At 61.7% G+C, this 18404-nt stretch carries 14 protein-coding genes; 8 read left to right on the top strand and 6 right to left on the bottom strand.

The annotated features are described in order from the left end of the window. A partial coding sequence (locus PSTU_RS0113685) for a lyase family protein (protein WP_029404785.1) occupies positions 1 to 884 on the top strand: 884 nt, incomplete at its 5' end. Between the two features lie 153 nt (positions 885 to 1037). Here the strand turns inward: PSTU_RS0113685 and PSTU_RS0113680 are convergent. Together PSTU_RS0113680 and pap are read right to left on the bottom strand one after the other, a co-directional pair. Beyond that, on the bottom strand, positions 1038 to 2222 hold the full coding sequence (locus PSTU_RS0113680) for a thiolase family protein (RefSeq protein ID WP_019341590.1): 1185 nt from the start codon (positions 2220 to 2222) through the stop codon (positions 1038 to 1040). A gap of 141 nt (positions 2223 to 2363) precedes the next feature. Beyond that, complete coding sequence (gene pap / locus PSTU_RS0113675) at positions 2364 to 3845, bottom strand: polyphosphate:AMP phosphotransferase (RefSeq protein WP_019341589.1); 1482 nt, start codon at positions 3843 to 3845, stop codon at positions 2364 to 2366. Between the two features lie 179 nt (positions 3846 to 4024). Between pap and mnmC the strand changes: the two genes are divergently transcribed. Then, complete coding sequence (gene mnmC / locus PSTU_RS0113670) at positions 4025 to 5998, top strand: bifunctional tRNA (5-methylaminomethyl-2-thiouridine)(34)-methyltransferase MnmD/FAD-dependent 5-carboxymethylaminomethyl-2-thiouridine(34) oxidoreductase MnmC (protein ID WP_019341588.1); 1974 nt, start codon at positions 4025 to 4027, stop codon at positions 5996 to 5998. 57 nt (positions 5999 to 6055) lie between these two features. Here mnmC and PSTU_RS21585 read toward each other — a convergent pair whose 3' ends face one another. After that, positions 6056 to 6295 (bottom strand): DUF1127 domain-containing protein, encoded by a 240-nt coding sequence (locus PSTU_RS21585; protein WP_029404784.1) that lies wholly within the window; start codon positions 6293 to 6295, stop codon positions 6056 to 6058. A gap of 96 nt (positions 6296 to 6391) precedes the next feature. On the opposite strand from PSTU_RS21585, the gene PSTU_RS0113660 reads away from it, so the two are divergent. The 6 genes from PSTU_RS0113660 to PSTU_RS0113635 all read left to right on the top strand — a co-directional run bounded on the left by PSTU_RS0113660 (position 6392) and on the right by PSTU_RS0113635 (position 15641). After that, positions 6392 to 7246 (top strand): LysR substrate-binding domain-containing protein, encoded by an 855-nt coding sequence (locus PSTU_RS0113660; RefSeq protein ID WP_019341586.1) that lies wholly within the window; start codon positions 6392 to 6394, stop codon positions 7244 to 7246. 272 nt (positions 7247 to 7518) lie between these two features. After that, the gene (locus tag PSTU_RS0113655) at positions 7519 to 9291 is read left to right on the top strand and encodes an N-acetylglutaminylglutamine amidotransferase (protein WP_029404783.1); all 1773 of its coding nucleotides are present in this window, start codon (positions 7519 to 7521) and stop codon (positions 9289 to 9291) included. Positions 9292 to 9374: 83 nt separating this feature from the next. Continuing rightward, a complete protein-coding gene (gene ngg, locus PSTU_RS0113650; RefSeq protein WP_019341584.1) occupies positions 9375 to 11117 on the top strand; it encodes an N-acetylglutaminylglutamine synthetase in 1743 nt (580 codons plus the stop codon). 130 nt (positions 11118 to 11247) lie between these two features. Continuing rightward, on the top strand, positions 11248 to 12453 hold the full coding sequence (locus PSTU_RS0113645; protein ID WP_019341583.1) for an osmoprotectant NAGGN system M42 family peptidase: 1206 nt from the start codon (positions 11248 to 11250) through the stop codon (positions 12451 to 12453). A 181-nt stretch (positions 12454 to 12634) separates the two neighbouring features. Continuing rightward, positions 12635 to 15400, top strand: coding sequence for a hybrid sensor histidine kinase/response regulator (locus tag PSTU_RS20820; RefSeq protein WP_036993241.1), 2766 nt, complete (start codon positions 12635 to 12637; stop codon positions 15398 to 15400). A gap of 10 nt (positions 15401 to 15410) precedes the next feature. Continuing rightward, positions 15411 to 15641 (top strand): YheU family protein, encoded by a 231-nt coding sequence (locus PSTU_RS0113635; RefSeq protein ID WP_019341581.1) that lies wholly within the window; start codon positions 15411 to 15413, stop codon positions 15639 to 15641. A 2-nt stretch (positions 15642 to 15643) separates the two neighbouring features. Here PSTU_RS0113635 and PSTU_RS0113630 read toward each other — a convergent pair whose 3' ends face one another. The 3 genes from PSTU_RS0113630 to PSTU_RS0113620 form a co-directional block, all read right to left on the bottom strand. Then, positions 15644 to 16066, bottom strand: a complete 423-nt coding sequence (locus PSTU_RS0113630; RefSeq protein ID WP_019341580.1) for a hypothetical protein — start codon at positions 16064 to 16066, stop codon at positions 15644 to 15646. Positions 16067 to 16196: 130 nt separating this feature from the next. After that, positions 16197 to 17342 (bottom strand): CynX/NimT family MFS transporter, encoded by a 1146-nt coding sequence (locus tag PSTU_RS0113625; protein WP_029404782.1) that lies wholly within the window; start codon positions 17340 to 17342, stop codon positions 16197 to 16199. A 108-nt stretch (positions 17343 to 17450) separates the two neighbouring features. Beyond that, complete coding sequence (locus PSTU_RS0113620) at positions 17451 to 18257, bottom strand: SDR family oxidoreductase (protein WP_019341578.1); 807 nt, start codon at positions 18255 to 18257, stop codon at positions 17451 to 17453. Positions 18258 to 18404: the final 147 nt, after the last annotated feature.

Below are 18404 nucleotides of genomic sequence, written 5' to 3'. Positions count from 1 at the left end.
CCCCCCCCCCCCCCCGCCATGGCGGGCTGGTGAAGACCGGACGCACCCACATGATGGATGCCACGCCGGTGACGTTTGGCCAGGAGTTGTCGGCCTTCGTCGCACAGCTGGACATCGCCGAACAGGCGATCCGCCATGCCCAGCCCGCCGTCTACGAGCTGGCCCAGGGCGGCACCGCAGTGGGCACAGGGCTGAACGCTCCGCACGGCTTCGCCGAGGCGATTGCGGCTGAACTGGCGGCGCTATCCGGCCTTCCGTTTGTCTCCGCGCCGAACAAATTTGCTGCCCTCTCCGGCCACGAGCCGCTGGTAGCGCTCTCCGGCGCTCTGAAGACACTGGCGACTGCCCTGATGAAGATCGCCAATGACCTGCGCCTGCTGGGCTCAGGCCCGCGCGGTGGATTCGCCGAGGTGCGTTTGCCGGCCAACGAGCCGGGCAGCTCAATCATGCCGGGCAAGGTCAACCCGACCCAGTGCGAGGCATTGTCCATGCTCGCCTGTCAGGTCATGGGCAACGACGTCACCGTCGGCTTCGCTGCCAGCCAAGGCCATCTCCAGCTCAATGTGTTCAAGCCGGTGATCGTGCACAACATGCTTGAATCGATCCGGCTGTTGGCCGACGGTTGCCGTAACTTCAACACCCACTGCATCGTTGGCCTGGAGCCGGACGCCGGGCGTATGGCCGAGCACCTTGAAAGGGGGCTGATGCTGGTGACCGCGCTGAACCCACATATCGGTTACGACAAGGCAGCCGAAATCGCCAAGAAGGCCTATGGCGAGGGCACAACTCTGCGCGCAGCGGCGCTAGAGCTCGGATATCTGACGGATCAACAATTCGATCAGTGGGTCCGGCCGGAAACCATGTTGGAGTCCAGTCGCAGCTGAACCGACGTGCGGCCCTGCTCGCGGGGTGGTGGGCTAAGCTCACCCTAGAGCTCAGCAGTACGTCGACCTTGCTGACAGCCGATATCAGCATTCACCCAGACAGCAGCAATAAAAAACCCGCGCCAGGCGCGGGTTTTTATTTACCTGACAGCCTCAGCGCACGGCTTCGAACAGCCCCGATGCCCCCATGCCGCCACCGACACACATGGTCACCACGCCGTAGCGCTGGTTGCGGCGCTGCAGTTCGCGAATCAGGTGACCCGCGGTGCGTGAGCCGGTCATGCCGAAGGGGTGACCGATGGAGATCGAGCCGCCGTTGACGTTGAACTTCTCGTTGTCGATACCGAGCGTGTCGCGGCAATAGAGGCACTGCGAAGCGAAGGCTTCGTTGAGCTCCCAGAGATCGATGTCGCTGACTTGCAGGCCACGCGCCTGAAGCAGACGCGGCACCGAGAACACCGGACCGATGCCCATCTCGTCCGGCTCGCAACCCGCGACAGTGAAACCACGGAAATAGGCGCGCGGCTTCAGACCCAGCTCCAACGCCTTGTCCAGGCTCATCACCAGCGTCATCGAGGCACCGTCGGACAACTGCGACGCGTTGCCAGCGGTGACAGAGCCGTCATCGGCGAACACAGGCTTGAGCGACGAGAGGTTCTCCAGCGTCGTCTCGGGACGGTTGCAATCGTCGCGATCAACCACGCCTTCATGTTCGGTGCGCTCGCCGGTGGCCTTGTCTTCGGTGAAATAGCGGACGTTCATCGGCACGATTTCGTCCTGGAACAGCCCTTCGGCCTGGGCACGTGCGGTGCGCTGCTGACTCTGCAGCGAGTACTGATCCTGTTGTTCGCGGGTCACGTTGTAGCGGCGCGCGACCATTTCGGCGGTCTGGCCCATGCTGTGATAGAGACCGGGCACCCGCTCCTGCAGGATCGGGTTGAACAGGTTGTCGGTGTTCTTGCTCTTGGCCGTCATGGTGATCGATTCGACTCCGCCGGCGACGATGATGTCGCTGCAGCCTGAGGCAATCTGGTTGGCCGCGATGGCGATCGATTGCAGGCCGGACGAGCAGAAGCGATTGAGCGTCATGCCTGCGCACTGGATGCCCAGGTTCGACAGCACCGCCACGTTACGTCCGATGTTGTAGCCCTGCGCACCTTCGTTGGAGCCGGCGCCGACGATGCAGTCCTCGACCAGCTTGGGATCCAAGTCGTTACGCAGCAGCAGCGCATTGACGCAATGCGCCGCCATGTCATCGGGACGGGTCATGTTGAACTTGCCGCGGAAGGACTTGGCCAGGCCGGTCCGGACGCTGTCGACGATCACTACTTCACGCATGGCATACCTCGAATGGTTGGGCGGTCACGACGTGGGCGGCCGGCCTGTTGAAGATGGGTCGAGCATAGTTCCGGCCGATTGCCAAAGGCGACGACCATTCAGCAGGGATATGGCCGGCCATTGTCTGCCTCCCCTGGTCATTCAGCTGATCGCAGCCTCCAGCGCGTCATTGAGCGTGCGCAACACCTTGACTCGTGCGAAGCGCTTGTCGTTGGCTTCGACAAGCGTCCAGGGCGCGATTTCGGTGCTGGTACGGTCGACCATGTCCGCCACCGCATGACCGTAGTTGTCCCACTTTTCGCGGTTACGCCAGTCTTCCTCGGTGATCTTGAAACGCTTGTGCGGCGTGTTCTCGCGCTCTTGAAAACGCGCCATTTGCGTGTCCTTGTCAATCGACAGCCAGAACTTGACCACGACCACGCCGGCATCGACCAGCTGCTCTTCGAACTCATTGATCTCGGTATAGGCACGCAGCCATTCATCCGGCGAGCAAAAGCCCTCGACCCGCTCGACCAGCACCCGGCCGTACCAAGACCTGTCGAAGATCGTGAACTGGCCGCGCGCCGGCACATTGCGCCAGAAGCGCCAGAGCCACGGCTGCGCCAGTTCATCTTCGCTGGGCGCCGCGATCTGCACGATGCGGTACAGGCGAGGGTCCAGTGCATCGGTGATGCGCCGAATGGCGCTGCCCTTACCCGCCGCGTCGTGACCTTCGAATAGCGCCAACACGCCCCGCTTGCGCAGGCGCGGATCGCGTAGCAGCTCAGACAGGCGTGCCTGCTCCTGCCCCAACTGCGCCTTGTAATCGTCCTTGCTGAGCGCCTGATTAAGGTCCAGGCTGCCGAGCAGACTCAGTCGATCCAGGTTCAGCTCGACCGACGCAGTGTGCGGTTGCGAGGGCTGACTATCGGCCGCGTCGAGTGCGGCATTCAGCCCTTCGAGTAGTAAACGGCCGGCGGTGAGGCTGCGATATCGCTCGTCATAGCCCTCGATCACGTACCAGGGGGCGAAGTCTCGGCTGCTCCGGCGCAGGATGAGCTCACCATGACGCACGAACTTGTCATAGGTCTTGGACTGCTGCCAGTCCAGCGGGCTGATGCGCCAGCTGTGCAACGGATCATCCTTGAGCGATTCGAGGCGCTGCAACATGCGGTCCTTGGACAAATGAAACCAGAACTTGAAGATCAGCATGCCCTCGGCACAGAGCATCCGCTCGAAGCGTTGGGCACGATCGATAGCCAATTCGAGATCGGCCTTCTTGATGCGACCATGCACCCTGTCTTCCAGCATCTTGCTGTACCAGTTACCGAAGAAGATTCCGGTCTGGCCTTTGGGCGGGAGTCGTCTCCAGTAGCGCCACGCTGGCGGATGCGAGAGCTCTTCATCGGTCGGCACGTCAAAGCTGTCTACACGGATCAGGCGTGGGTCCATCCATTCGTTGAGCAGCTTGATCGTCTCGCCTTTTCCGGCGCCCTCGATGCCATTGATGAGGATCAGAATGGGAAACCGTGCCTGCTCCCGGAGGCGGTACTGCGCCAGCAGCAGCGCTTCGCGCAGAGCGGGCACTTCTGTGTTGTAGGTGTCCTTGTCGATGGTGTGACCGATTTCGGCAGACTCGAACATGTGAACTCCAGGAAAGGATGCTGTGATGAACCCTAGCAGGCCAACGCGGCTGCAGTATCGATGCAGCGCCCCCGGTCAGCGCTGGTTCAGGCGTGCACGCTTATCGATGCGACAAAGCGCGCCCGCAGCAGGTTTCGCTCGGCTGCTAGAATCGCGATCTTTTACCGCAGGAAACGTCGATGCCCGCCCCGATCTCCACCGGTTTTCAGCATGCCGAACTCGACTGGGACGAGAACGGCCAACCGCAATCCCGGCAGTATGGCGACGTGTATTTCTCCCGCGGTTCGGGCATGGCCGAAACCACCCATGTATTTCTGGAACCCAATCGACTAGCCGAGCGTTTCGCCGCTCTCCACGCCGGCGAGCGCCTGGTGATTGGCGAAACGGGCTTTGGTACCGGGCTCAGCTTCCTTTGCGCCTGGGCGTTGTTCGATCGCACTGCGCCTGACACGGGCTTCCTGCATTTCGTCAGCGTTGAAAAGCACCCGCTCACGCGCGACGATTTAGAGCGTGCCCTGGCTTTATGGCCGCAATTGCAGGTCCAGGCGCGGCAGTTGCTGGACCAGTATGTGGCGATCAACCCGGGGTTCCAGCAATTTCGCTTCGGCCGGGTGACGCTGACGCTACTGGTTGGCGATGCGCTCGACAGGCTCAAAGAGCTGGATGCGCGCGTAGATGCCTGGTTTCTCGACGGCTTCGCACCGCCGAAAAACCCAGACATGTGGCAGCCGGAGTTGTTCGAGCAGGTGGCGCGGCTGTCGGCTCCAGATGCGACTTTGGCGACTTTCAGCAGTGCCGGCAGCGTACGCCGCGCACTCAAGGAGGCGGGTTTCGAGGTCAAGCGGATTCCCGGTCTCGGGCACAAATGGGAAAACCTGCAAGGCCAGCTTGCTGCGTCACCAGATTCCTCGCCAAGCCCCTGGTTCGCCCGCCCTTCGCATAAACCGGCGCAGCGCAAGGCGCTGGTCATCGGTGCTGGCCTGGCGGGTTGTGCCAGCGCAGCCAGCCTGGCGGCGCGGGGCTGGCAAGTGGCATTACTGGAACGGCACGACGATGTCGCCCAGGAGGGCTCTGGCAACCCGCAGGGCGTGCTCTATTTGAAGCTATCAGCCCACGGCACCGCGCTTTCGCAGCTGGTCGCCGGTGGCTTTGGTTACACCCGTCGGCTGTTGCATAACCTGCAGCACGGACAGGACTGGGACGCCTGCGGCGTGCTGCAGCTTGCCTTCGATGACAAGGAAATCGTCCGCCAATCGGCACTGTCCGACGCCTTCCCGCCCAGTCTCCTGCGTGCTGTGCCGCACGAGGAAGCCGAGCGGCTGGCAGGCGTAGCGCTGGAGCATGGCGGGCTGTTTTATCCGGACGCCGGTTGGGCGCACCCGCCGGCGCTGTGTCGCTGGCTAATCAAGCACCCCGCCATCAAGCTGCTTCGCCACCAGCAGCCGCTCGAACTGCGCCGCACCGGTGAGCAGTGGCAGGCGCTGGCCGGTGACGAGTTGCTGGCCGAAGCGCCGGTGGTGATTCTGGCCGGCGCCGCCGACACAGCGCAGTTCAGCCAAAGCGCCTGGCTACCGCTCAAGCGGATTCGCGGGCAGATCAGTGCTCTGCCGGCGACCGAAGCAAGTTCCGCGTTGCGTACCGTGCTGTGTGCGAAGGGTTATGTCGCCCCGCCGCGCGAGGGGCAGCATACGCTGGGTGCCAGCTTCAATTTTGCCGAGACCGATCCGGCGCCGAGCGCAGCGGAGCATCATTCGAATCTCGACATGCTCAAGGAGATTTCCGGCGATCTGCACCGGCGCCTCGAAGCTGACACCTGCGACGTGGGCCAGTTGCATGGTCGTGTCGCGTTTCGCTGCACCAGCCCGGATTATCTACCCATCATCGGCGCGCTGGCCGATCCGGAGCGTTTCGCCGAGGCCTATGCCGTGCTGGCAAAGGACGCTCGCCAGATACCCGATGAGCCGTGTCCGTGGCTTGATGGCTTGTACGTCAATACCGCCCACGGCTCACGCGGCCTGATTAGCGCGCCACTGTCAGGCGAGTTGCTCGCCGCGTGGCTGAACGGCGAACCGTTGCCCGTGCCGCGCGCCATCGCCGAAGCCTGCCATCCCAATCGATTCCTGCTGCGCAAACTCATTCGCCGAACCGACTGACGGCATTCCCCTGCGCCCGTAACGTCTGGCAAGCGCGTTCGAACAGGTCACGCAGCGTTAGCACCGACGAAACGGTTCGTCCCAAAACGGGCGGATGGTTTCGGATTCGATATCGGCCCGGCTTAATCCGATGTCCTTGAGCATTTCGTCACTCAAGGAGGCGAGCTGCTGACGCTGGCGATATAGCGAGTTCCAGCGACGCAGCTGCTGCCAGGCCGCACGTAGCATCGCTGCGAGCGAGAAATGGGGAATTGTGCTCCTGGCGCATGGTTGAATGAACTCAGCATGGCTTTTCATCTGACGTACCTCCGAGTGGGATGGCGTCAGTTTCCTGCGAAGCTTATGATCAATCCAACGAATGTTTGTGATGATGTACATCTCTGAGATTGATGAATGGCCAATTACCCCAGTATCGATGCCGAACTGCTGCGCAGCTTTGTGGCGATTGCCGACCACGGCGGTTTTACCCGTGCAGCGGAAGCCGTCAATCGCACGCAATCGGCGATCAGCATGCAGATGAAGCGCCTGGAAGAAGACGTGCTGCAACGTTCGGTCTTCGAGCGCGACGGGCGCCAGGTCAAGCTCACCGCAGAGGGCCAGATCCTGCTCGGTTACGCGCGCAGGATTCTCAAGCTGCATGGCGAAGTGCTAACGACCCTGCGCGAACCGCACATGGTCGGCTCGGTGCGCATCGGCACCCCGGACGATTACGTAATGCGCTTCCTGCCGGGCATTCTCTCGCGCTTCGCCCAGGCTTATCCGCTGGTGCAGGTTGAAGTGCATTGCGAACCGTCCTATCAGCTGCTGCATCGGCGCGACCTGGATCTTTCAATCGTCACCCGTGAGCCGGGGACCGAGATTGGCCAAATGCTGCGCCGCGAACGCTTCGTCTGGGCCGAAGCACCGGGCTTCAATGCTCATGAACAACGGCCCATGCCATTGGCCATGTTCAATACCGACTGCTTCTGTCGGGCATGGGCCTGTAATGCGCTGGACAGCCTGGATATCCCCTACCGGGTCGCCTATACCAGCCCGAGTCTCTCGGCGCTGATGGCGGTGACCAACGCAGGCCTCGCGGTGACCGCGCAGCTGCAGAGTCTGGTGACCGCCGACATGCGCTTGCTGGGAGAAGCCGAGGGTATGCCGGAGCTGCCGTCGTGCAGCATTGTCCTGCTTCGCAACGAGCGCAATCAGTCACAGGTCAGCGAAACCCTGGCCGAGCATATCGTCGAAGGATTTCGCATCTAACGCCGCCTAGAGAAACGCGCGAGCCCCGCCTGCGGTCCGTTGCGACCGCGGGCCGTCTTGAATGACGCATGCCGTTCCCTGCCGCCTGGATTTGAGTTAACGGCGGTCAGTTCGTCAAAAATCGAACCCGCCGCGCCGGCGCGGTTCAGCCCAGGCAAGGCTCGATACGCACCGGGAACGGCGCTCCAGACCCGTACATGCCGTCCGAAAGCCTGAACTTCGCGCTTTGCGTGCCGGTCACAATCCCCAACGGCAAAACCGGTAAGGATCTTATGTGTGGCATAGCTGGCGAACTTCGCTTCGATAATCAACCGGCCGATCTGGCCGCAGTTGAACGCATCACCCAATCCCTGACTGCTCGCGGCCCAGACGCATGCGGTTTCAATAGCCAAGGCCCGCTTGCGCTGGGTCATCGACGCCTGAAAATCATGGACCTGTGCGAGGCCTCGGGCCAGCCGATGGTCGACTCGGCGCTCGGCCTGTCCATGGTGTTCAACGGCGCTATCTACAACTATCCCGAATTACGAGCCGAGCTCGAGGCGCTGGGTTATCGCTTCTTTTCCGAGGGTGACACCGAGGTCTTGCTCAAGGGCTTTCATGCCTGGGGCGAAGCCTTGCTCCCGCGACTAAATGGCATGTTCGCCTTCGCCATCTGGCAGCGAGACGTGCAAGAGCTGTTCATCGCGCGTGATCGCCTCGGTATCAAGCCGCTCTATCTGTCACGCACCGGTGAGCGCCTGCGCTTTGCTTCCACGCTACCGGCGCTGCTCAAGGGCGGCGACATTGCGGGTGTGCTGAACCCGGTGGCTCTGAATCACTACATGAGCTTCCATGCTGTCGTGCCGGCTCCGGATACCCTGATCGCAGGCATCGAGAAGTTGCCGCCCGGTACATTCATGCGCGTCGACACCAGCGGCAAAACCAGCCAACACCGCTGGTGGACGCTGGAGTTCGGCGCATCTGAAGAGGAGCAGGGCTACAGCTTCGAAGACTGGCAAGAGCGCACCCTGACGACCTTGCGTGAGTCGGTCGCGCTGCGTCATCGCGCGGCTGTCGACGTGGGCGTTCTGCTGTCCGGTGGCGTCGATTCCAGCCTGCTGGTCGGCCTGCTTCGCGAAGCGGGAGCTGGGGATAACCTGCAGACCTTCTCCATCGGGTTTCAGGATGCTGGCGGCGAGCGCGGCGACGAGTTCAAGTATTCGGATCTGATCGCGCAGCATTACGGGACCCGCCATCACCAGCTGCGCATTCAGGAAAAGGAAATCCTCGAACAGCTGCCCGCCGCCTTCCGTGCCATGAGCGAACCGATGGTCAGCCACGATTGCATCGCGTTCTACCTGCTCTCGCGGGAAGTCTCCAAGCACTGCAAGGTGGTGCAGAGCGGCCAGGGCGCCGATGAACTGTTTGCCGGCTACCACTGGTATCCGCAAGTAGATGGCGCCGCGGACCCGCTCGAGGCCTATCTCAACGCGTTCCGCGACCGCAGCTTCGAGGAGTACGCCGACACCATGCAGCAGCAGTGGGTCAAAGGCGACTTCTCCGGCGACTTCGTACGTCAGCACTTCGCCCAACCCGGCGCCGATGCGGCTGTCGACAAAGCCCTGCGAATCGACAGCACGGTGATGCTGGTAGACGACCCGGTCAAACGCGTCGACAACATGACCATGGCCTGGGGCCTCGAGGCTCGAGTGCCGTTTCTCGACCACAACGTGGCCGAGCTGTCAGCGCGAATCCCGGCCAGATACAAGCTGCCGGACGGCGGTAAATACGTGCTCAAGGAAGCCGCACGCAAAGTCATTCCAGCAGCGGTTATCGACCGTCCAAAAGGCTACTTCCCAGTACCAGGACTCAAGCATCTAGAGGGCGACACGCTGAGCTGGGTGCGCGAGCTGCTGACCGATCCGAGCCAGGACCGCGGGCTGTACAACCCGGCCATGCTGGACCAGTTGTTCGACGACCCCGAGGGGCAACTGACGCCGCTGCGCGGCTCGAAATTGTGGCAGCTGGCAGCGGTCAATCTATGGTTGAGCGAACAAGGCCTCTAAGAACCCGATCATGACGGCACGGCGCCCAAGCCGACTGATGCGGCAACCGCTCTGACGTCATGACCAGCTCCAAGGAACGTACCATGCAGAAGTCTCAAGCCTATGGACAGCGGCTGTTGCGCGGCCAGACACCCACTTACGAACGCCTGCAGCAGCGACTCGCCGAGGACGGCCAGGAGGAACCCCGCGCACCCGTGACGCTACACTGCGGCTGGGGCCGCATCCTGATTGGCCACACCTATTCGGACCCCGAAAAGCTCGCGGCCGACCTGCTCCACGAACAGGCCGGGGAGCGGGACATTGCGCTGTACGTTGCCGCGCCGCATCAGGTGCTCGCCTATGCGCCGCAGCAGCTGTTCCTCGATCCATCGGACACATCGCGGATCTGGTTCTCCGATTACCGCCCGGCGCGCCGGAGCTTCCGCGGCTTCGGCATTCGTCGCGCGCAGAGTGAAGAGGACTGGAAGGCGATCAATTGCCTGTACCAGTCGCGCCACATGCTGCCGGTCAACCCGGAGCTGTGCACTCCGCGGGAGCAAGGCGGCCCGGTTTACTGGCTGGCCGAAGACGACGACTCCGGCGAGATCATCGGCAGCGTCATGGGGATCAACCACCACAAGGCCTTCAACGACCCGGAGAACGGCTCCAGCCTCTGGTGTCTGGCGGTTGCACCAAAGTGCACGCGCCCTGGCGTTGGCGAAGCACTGGTCCGTCATCTGATCGAACACTACATGGGCCGCGGGCTGGCCTATCTGGATTTGTCGGTCCTGCATGACAACAAGCAAGCCAAGGCGCTGTACGCCAAGCTCGGCTTCCGCGATCTGCAAACCTTCACGGTCAAGCGCAAGAACACCTTCAATCAGCCACTGTTTCTTGGCCCAGGGCCGGAAGCCGAGCTGAATCCTTACGCCAGGATCATCATCGACGAGGCACGCCGCCGCGGCATCGAAATCACCATCGACGACGCCGAAGCGGGCCTGTTCACCCTGACCCAGGGCGGCCGAAGGGTACGCTGCCGCGAGTCGCTGTCGGACCTCACCTCAGCGGTGAGCATGACCTTGTGCCAGGACAAGAGCCTGACTCACCGTACCCTCGCGCGCGCCGGGCTTAAACTGCCTGCCCAGCAACTGGCCGGATCGACCGAGGACAACGCGGCGTTCCTCGAACAACATGGCGGCGTAGTGGTCAAGCCACTCGATGGTGAACAGGGACAAGGTGTCTCGGTTGACCTGCGCAGCAGTCAGGCCATTGAAGAAGCGATCGTACGTGCACGTCAATTCGACCAGCGCGTGTTGCTGGAAAGCTTTCATCCCGGGCTAGACCTGCGCATCGTCGTGATTGGCTATGAAGTCGTGGCTGCGGCGATCCGCCGTCCGGCCGAAGTGGTGGGTGACGGCAGACACAGCATTCGCCAATTGATCGAGACCCAAAGCCGGCGCCGCCAGGCTGCGACCGCCGGTGAAAGCCGTATTCCCATGGATGAAGAGACACAGCGCTGCCTGAGCGAAGCCGGCTTCGACTATGACAGCGTGCTGCCGCGCGGTGAATATCTGGCCGTTCGCCGAACTGCCAACCTGCACACCGGTGGCACGCTCGATGATGTGACCGATCAGTTGCATCCCGAGCTGATCGACGCTGCAGTTAGGGCCGCCCGCGCCCTGGATATCCCGGTGGTTGGCCTGGACCTGCTGGTGCATGCGGCGGACCAGCCCGAGTACGTCTTCATCGAAGCGAACGAACGGGTCGGCCTGGCCAATCACCATCCCCAGCCCACCGCCGAGCGTTTTGTCGACCTGCTCTTTCCACTCAGCTACGGCACCCATTAGGGGGCACCAGGCCGGGTTCCGATACCCGCAGGTATCGGAACGGCCTAGCCGCTTCGCTTGCGGTGCTACCGCAACTCAACTTCACTCACTCACGTGGCGGCAGCCTGTTTTTCGCCGCTAAGGAATGATCATGACGGCCAAGCTTCCAGAACCGGACCTCAACTATCTGCAGCGCGTGCTGCTGGAGATGCTCGCCATTCCGAGCCCCACCGGCTTCACCGACACAATCGTTCGATATGTGGCGGAGCGGCTGCAGGAGCTTGGTATTCCCTTCGAACTGACCCGTCGCGGAACCATCCGCGCCACGCTCAAAGGCCGCCGCGACAGTCCGGATCGCGCCATCGCCGCGCACCTGGACACCATCGGGGCCAGCGTCCGGGAAATCCAGGACAATGGCCGACTCGGTTTGTCCCCAGTGGGTTGCTGGTCGAGCCGCTTTGCCGAAGGTAGCCGTGTCAGCGTGTTCACTGACACCGGCGTGGTACGCGGCAGCGTGCTGCCTTTGCTGGCCTCGGGGCATGCATTCAATACCGCAGTCGACGAAATGCCGATCAGTTGGAACCATGTCGAGCTGCGCCTGGACGGCTACACCACGAGCCGCGCCGACACCCTCGCGCTAGGCATCAATGTGGGCGATTTCGTCGCGTTCGATCCGATGCCCGAGTTCACCGACAGCGGTTACATCAGCTCGCGCCACCTGGATGACAAGGCCGGCGTGGCAGCTTTGCTGGCGTCGCTCAAAGCCGTGGTCGAAAGCGGCCGCGAACCACCGATCGATTGCCATCCGCTATTTACCATCACCGAGGAAACCGGTTCTGGCGCGGCGGGCGCCCTGCCCTGGGATGTCAGTGAGTTCGTCGGCATCGACATCGCGCCGACCGCCAAGGGGCAGGAATCCAGCGAGCACGCGGTCACCGTGGCTATGCAGGATTCGGGTGGGCCTTACGATTTCCACCTGTCGCGGCATCTGCTCAAACTGGCAGAAGGCAACGACGTTCCGGTTCGGCGTGACCTGTTCCGTTACTACCACAGCGATGCGCAGTCGGCGATCGCTGCCGGTCACGATATCCGCACAGCTTTGCTTGCGTTTGGCTGCGACGCGACACACGGCTATGAGCGCACCCATATCGACAGCCTGGCCGCCATGAGTCGTTTGATTTCGGCCTATTTGCTGAGCCCGCCAGTGTTCACCAGTGACGCCCATGCCGGCCAAGACTCGCTGGAAAACTTCAGTCATCAACTCGAACACGTGACCCAAATGGAAAACGACACGCGGGTGCCACCAGTCGATTCAATCTTCGACAAGCAAACTGATGATTCGTCTGACAGATCGTAACGTTTCATGATGCGCCGCCAACTTGACGCAATTGCCGATTGCGAGGCGGCGTTGATCCGGGCAAAGTCGCCAACCTCTAAATCATATGAATGCTTGGCCAGTCTGGCGTGAAGCGAGCAGCTTTTGCCCTTCGCGCGACTGGAAACTGCGTTTGCGGGTGCGCACGCCTTGGGTCAATAACATGCTGTCGCGTCTTTTTCTGGCCGTCCTACTAGTTTGCCTGACCGCTCCGGTATCGGCGTTCGAGCCCGTACCGGTGGACTCTCAGCATTTCCGCCAGGCGCTGGGGAGCTGGAGCTACTTTCTGCGAGACCCGGCCGCCGAGCTGAGCGTGAGCGAGGTTTTCGAGCTGCCCGAAAAGATCTTCGAGCCTGTGTCTGGCGTGCATCCCAACAAGGGCAAGAACGAATCGGTCTGGTGGTTCCGGGTCGAGTTGAACAATCAGTTGAACGACCCCATCGGCGGTTTCGTCGAGATCAACTATCCGCTACTCGACGATATCCAGTTGTATCTGCATCATCCGGACGGGCGTATCAGCCAGCAGCGTTCTGGCGACACCCATCCGTTCGACAAGCGCGCGGTCAAGGTCAGCAACTTCTGGTTCCCTCTAGCGCTGGAGCCCGGCACCTCGACCTTGCTGCTGCGTGTGGAAAGCACCAGCACCCTCTATGTACCCCTGTATTTCAGCACCTATGCCGCCAACGCCGAAGCAGCCGAGGACACGATGGGCTTGTCCGGTGCGTTTTATGGCGTGCTGTTTGCGATGTTCTGCTACAACCTCTTCCTGTTCTTCTCGCTGCGTGAGCCGGCCTATTTCTGGTATCTGATCTACAACGTCAACGTGGGCCTGTTTGCGCTCAGCTTCGACGGCTTGCTGGTCAAGTGGCTGAACGATGCAGGCGGGGTGGTCGCGTTGGGCATTTACGCGCTGATGCTCAGCCATTGCCTGATCGCAGTGCAGTTCAGCCGCCACTTTCTGCATACCCGCGAGTATTTTCCGCGACTGGACTTCACCCTCCGGGTGGCGCTGCTGCTGTCGGCGGGCGCGCTGCTGTCCGGCTTCGTTCTGGAAACCCAGGTCTGGAGCGTACTCGCCAGCGTGATGGTCATCAGCTCGTCTATCGGCCTACTGCTGACCGGCGCTTTCGTCTGGAGCCGCGGTGTGCGTTATGGCCTGTACTACACCTTGGCCTGGGGCGTGCTGCTCGCGACTTTCGTCATCGTCACAGCCGGCTCCCTGGGGTTCAACCTGCTGGGCCTGTATGGCGCCTCGATCGTTAAAGCCGGTATTGCCTTCGAGTTGATCACCCTGTCGATCGGGCTCGCCGATCGTATCAACCTGCTCAAGGAAGAAGGCTTCCGTTCACGCCAGGCAGCCGAGCGGGCAGAAAGCGAGAACCAGGCTAAGAGCCGCTTCCTGGCGAAAATGAGCCATGAAATTCGCACGCCGTTGAATGGCGTATTGGGCATGCTGCAATTGCTGCGTGAAACCCCGCTGGATCGTAACCAGCGTTTCTATCTTGATACTGTGTCCAGCTCCAGCAACTCGCTGATGACGGTCATCAACGACATTCTCGACTATGCGCGGATCGGCGCTGGCAAGCTGGTCCTGGAAGACATCGAGTACGACCTCGAAGCGCTGGTCTCCGAGACCATCAGCCTGTTCACGGCCCAGGCGCTGCATAAGCAGTTGAGCCTACATCTCAGCCTCGCGCCGGGTGTGCCGCGCCGCCTGCGTGGCGACCCGACCCGCCTCAAGCAAATCCTGATGAACCTGCTCAGCAATTCGTTGAAATTCACCGAGCAGGGCGGCGTAGTGCTGAAGGTCATTTGCCAGGGCCCGGAAGACGGTCGAAGCCTGGTTTTCTCGATCACCGATAGCGGCATCGGCATGCGCGCGGAAGTTCTGGCGCAGCTATTCGAATCCTTCGCTCAGGGCGATTCCAGCACCACGCGGCGCTATGGTGGCAGCGGCCTGGGGTTGGTCATCAGCAAAGAGCTGGTGGAAATGATGGGTGGCCAGATCGATGTGCAGAGCACCCCCGGCCAGGGCAGCCAGTTCAGTTTCGATATTCCGCTGCGCGAAGCGAGCGGCAACCTCGACCCACTCACAGCCCTACTCGAGGGCCGAACCGCCGTAATCGCATCCAAGGATATCTGTGCGCTGGACGCGATAGGCAACCTGCTGCATCGCTGGGGCATGCGAATCGTCCGCTGCGAGGAGCCACAACGACTGCGGCGTTATCTCGATGAGCAAGCTTCAACCCCACTGCTGGTGATCATGGCGCCATGGCCCGGCCAACCTCAGGCTTGGCTCAACGCCGTGGCCGACCAGCTCGAACCGAATCAGCAGGTGCTGCTGCTCTACCCGCCACAAAGCGAACCCTCACCGGTATCGTCATCGCTACGCCTGGCCAACTTGCCGTTGCCGCTGCTGCTCGGCCCACTACGCGAAGCGCTGCATCGCCTTCATCAAACAACCCGTACGCCTGATAACGGTGCAACGCCAGGTGCTGAAAATCTGCCAGGTCCCAAACCTCTCATCCTGGTTGTCGAGGACAATCCGGTCAGTCAGATGGTGGTGTCCAGCCTGCTGCGCAAACGGGGCTACGAGGTCATGGTTGCCGACAACGGGCGCAAGGCGATCAATGCATACAGCAAGAACCCATCCGCGGTGCAGTTGATTCTGATGGATTGCGAGATGCCCGAGATGGATGGCTTCGAGGCCAGCCGACAGATCCGCCGACTCGAGGCGCAATTGCAGCTGAGGCCGGTGCCGATCATCGCCTTGACCGCCCACGTGCTGGACGAGCATCGCCGCGCTGGCAGCGAGGCCGGCATGGATGACTTCATTGGCAAGCCGCTAGACAGCGAGCAGCTGTATGCTTACCTGGATCGGTTCCTCAACGCACCGATCAACGAACCCGACCTGCACCATCCCACCTGATCCGACACCGATGCTCATCCCTTACGACCAGCTCGAACCTGACACCCTGACCCGTCTCATCGAAGATTTCGTGACCCGCGAGGGCACCGATAATGGCGACGAGACGCCGCTGGAAACCCGCGTTGAACGGGTACGCCAGGCACTGCGCAAAGGCACCGCAGTCATCGTGTTCGACGTTGATCATCAGCAGTGCCAGTTGGCGCTCAGGCGCGACGTACCGAAGGAATGGCTGGACGACTAGCCTCAGCTAAGCACGCCACCGTCACGCTCCCAGGCGCAGCGCATGCGCAGATCGCGCTGATGCGGGCTGTGGGAGCCGCTTTCGGTTTCCCAGCGGAAGGTATGAATTCCACTGAGCTCGGTCTCCAGATGGACCACGGCGCTGGTCCAGTAGAGTTCGTTCAGCAGCGCCTCGAAATGACTTACCCAGAGCGCCCACTCATATTCGACCGCGCGGTAACTGGCGCCGAAGTGAATGACCTGTGTCTGATACACGCCTTCGTCCATGCAGCAGGAGAACATCTCTCTTCCGAGAAAAGGCCAACCCTCGCCTTGCGGCAGGCTGTAGAGCGCACGGCGGTTGACCGCGCGGCGCAGGCGACACTGATCGGCGTCGGCAGAAGGCCAGTCGCGGATGCTGCCGTAGACGATGGATTCCGGCTCCACAGAAACACTCCAGGCGAAAGTCCGCCATGTTCGACCAAATCCGCTCAGCCTTCCAGCGCCCCGCGCAGCCAATATCAGGCACAAGCCGCAGAGGTGACGCAGGCCACATCCTAAAGCCAGTGGAGTGGCTTCAGAGATCGCTCGCTGCAGCCAGATCGCGACGGGGCGCCAACCGCAAAGCGAGCAGCGACATCACCGCAGACATGGTTGCAAGCACGAAGAAGGGTTCACGATAGTCGCCGGCGATATCTCGCCCCAACCCGGTCAGCACCGGCGTGAAACAGGCCAGGCAATAACCGGTGCAGAGCATCATTGCCGTCAAGCGGCTAACCGCAAGCGGTGTGCTCGCTTCGTACATCGGCAAAACCAGCGACATGGAAAATGTGCCGTTCAAGGCTACGCCCAACAACATGCATATCAGTAATGGATTGACCTGCGGAAGCCTGGCGATGACCAGCAGACAGACCGTTGCCAGCACGCCGCAACAAGACATCAGCAGGTGCCGCCGACCGAAGCGCTGGGCCAGCCACGGCATGATGAATGCGCTGGGTAAACCGATCAGCATGAAACCGCTGAAGAAGGCGTTGCTCTGCAAGAGGCTGAAGCCAGCCTCGTGGTAACGCGCTACCAGCCAGGTCGCCAGCGCGTAGAACAGACCGGCCTGCAGCGCGAAGTAGATGCTTACCAACCAGGCGCGCGGCTCGCGCCACGGCAGACCAGCGCTGCTCTCGACCGCCGGTTCCGGCTGGTTCGGCAAACGCCACCAGATCAGTAACGCCAGCATTGCAGGGATCGCCCATAACGCCAGGCCCCAGGTCCAGCGCTGGCCCAGCAGCTCGGCCGCAGGTGCGGTAACTACCACACCGACGGTGCCGCCAACGGCCATGCTCAAGGAATAGTAGGCGGCCGTCTTGCCCATCTGCTCGAGGAAATAACGCTTGATGAAGCCCGACAACAGCGGCCCGGCAACCGCGATGCCCGCGCCCACCATGGCGGCGGTGCCAATCAACACCGGTGCACTTCTACCAAACAGACGCAGCAACAGCGCCAGACCGATCAAGCCAAGGCACAGGCTGATGGTGCGTTCCAAACCGAAGCGCACGGCCAGACGGGGTGCCAGCGGCGCCAACAGCCCCATCAGCAGTACTGGCAACGCGGTGGTGAGGCTAATGACGCTGCGGCTGAGACTCAGCTCCTCGGCGATGCGCTCGATCAGCGGTGCGAACGAGGTAATGCCGGGTCGAAGGTTGATTGCGGCCAGCACGAGAGCCAGCATGAGTAGCCAGCGAGACGGGTTTTTCACGGTGAGTCCAGAGGCAGACTGGGTAGGACCGGCAACCCTACTCCCGCCCCTGGATCAGGGCAAGCAAAACGGACTGGTCGGTCAGGTTTTGCGTTTGCTACGTTTCTTCTCTGCCAGCAGCGCCATCTCGTCATAGATCGCCTGTGGATTCTGTTGCTTGACCTTCCAGGCCATCCGCCCTTCCTCGTGCGGCAGGATCATGAACACGCCCTCAGCGACCTGACGGTAGATGTAGTCGGCAATGTCCGCAGCAGAAATAGGCGACGCTTCGAGCAGCTTGCTGATCTGCGCTTTCATGTTGGGCGTCGGACCGCGATAGGAATCCATCAGATTGGTCTGGAAGAATGACGGGCAGACCACATGAACCCCGACTTCCTGCTGCCTCAACTCCACCAGCAGGCTCTCGGACAACGCCACTACGCCGGCCTTGGCCACGTTGTAGTTGCTCATTCCTGGCGCCTGCATCAACGCCGCCATAGAGGCGATATTGATGATCTTGCCCTGGCTCTTCTGCACCAATGGCAGGAAGGCCTTGCAGCCCTTGACCACACCCATCAGATTGATTGCGATCTGCCAGTCCCAGTCCTCCAGCGACAGCTCCTCGAAGAAGCCACCCGAGGCAACGCCAGCGTTGTTGACCACCACGTCGATGCCGCCAAGCTTGCTCTCGCAGGCCTGCGCCAGTGCCGTCAGCTGGCTGTAGTCGCGCACGTCACAGCGTTGCGTAAAACCGTCGCCGCCCGCATCACGGACCATTTTAAGGGTTTCGGCCAGACCGGCCTCGTTGACGTCCGACAATGCCAGCTGCCAGCCCTCGCGCGCCCAGCGCAAGGCGATTTCACGACCCAGACCGGAACCGGCGCCAGTGACCATCATGCGATTTTGCATCGTTTGTAACCTTTTGTTCGTTGGGTTGCCACGAGTCTAGCGAAAGCTGCCGCAGGCTCCGGCCTCTATCGAAATGCTGAATGACAGCCATGCTCCGCTCTCGATTGGCCCCGCCGAGATGACTGGTCCCAGAACAAAAAAAGGCAG

Origin of the sequence: Stutzerimonas stutzeri SDM-LAC, from assembly GCF_000235745.1 — a bacterium.
GTDB classification, from domain to species: Bacteria; Pseudomonadota; Gammaproteobacteria; order Pseudomonadales; family Pseudomonadaceae; genus Stutzerimonas; species Stutzerimonas stutzeri_H.
The sequence above is the reverse complement of the archived record's forward strand: the minus strand, read 5'-3'. Positions and strand labels throughout refer to the sequence as shown.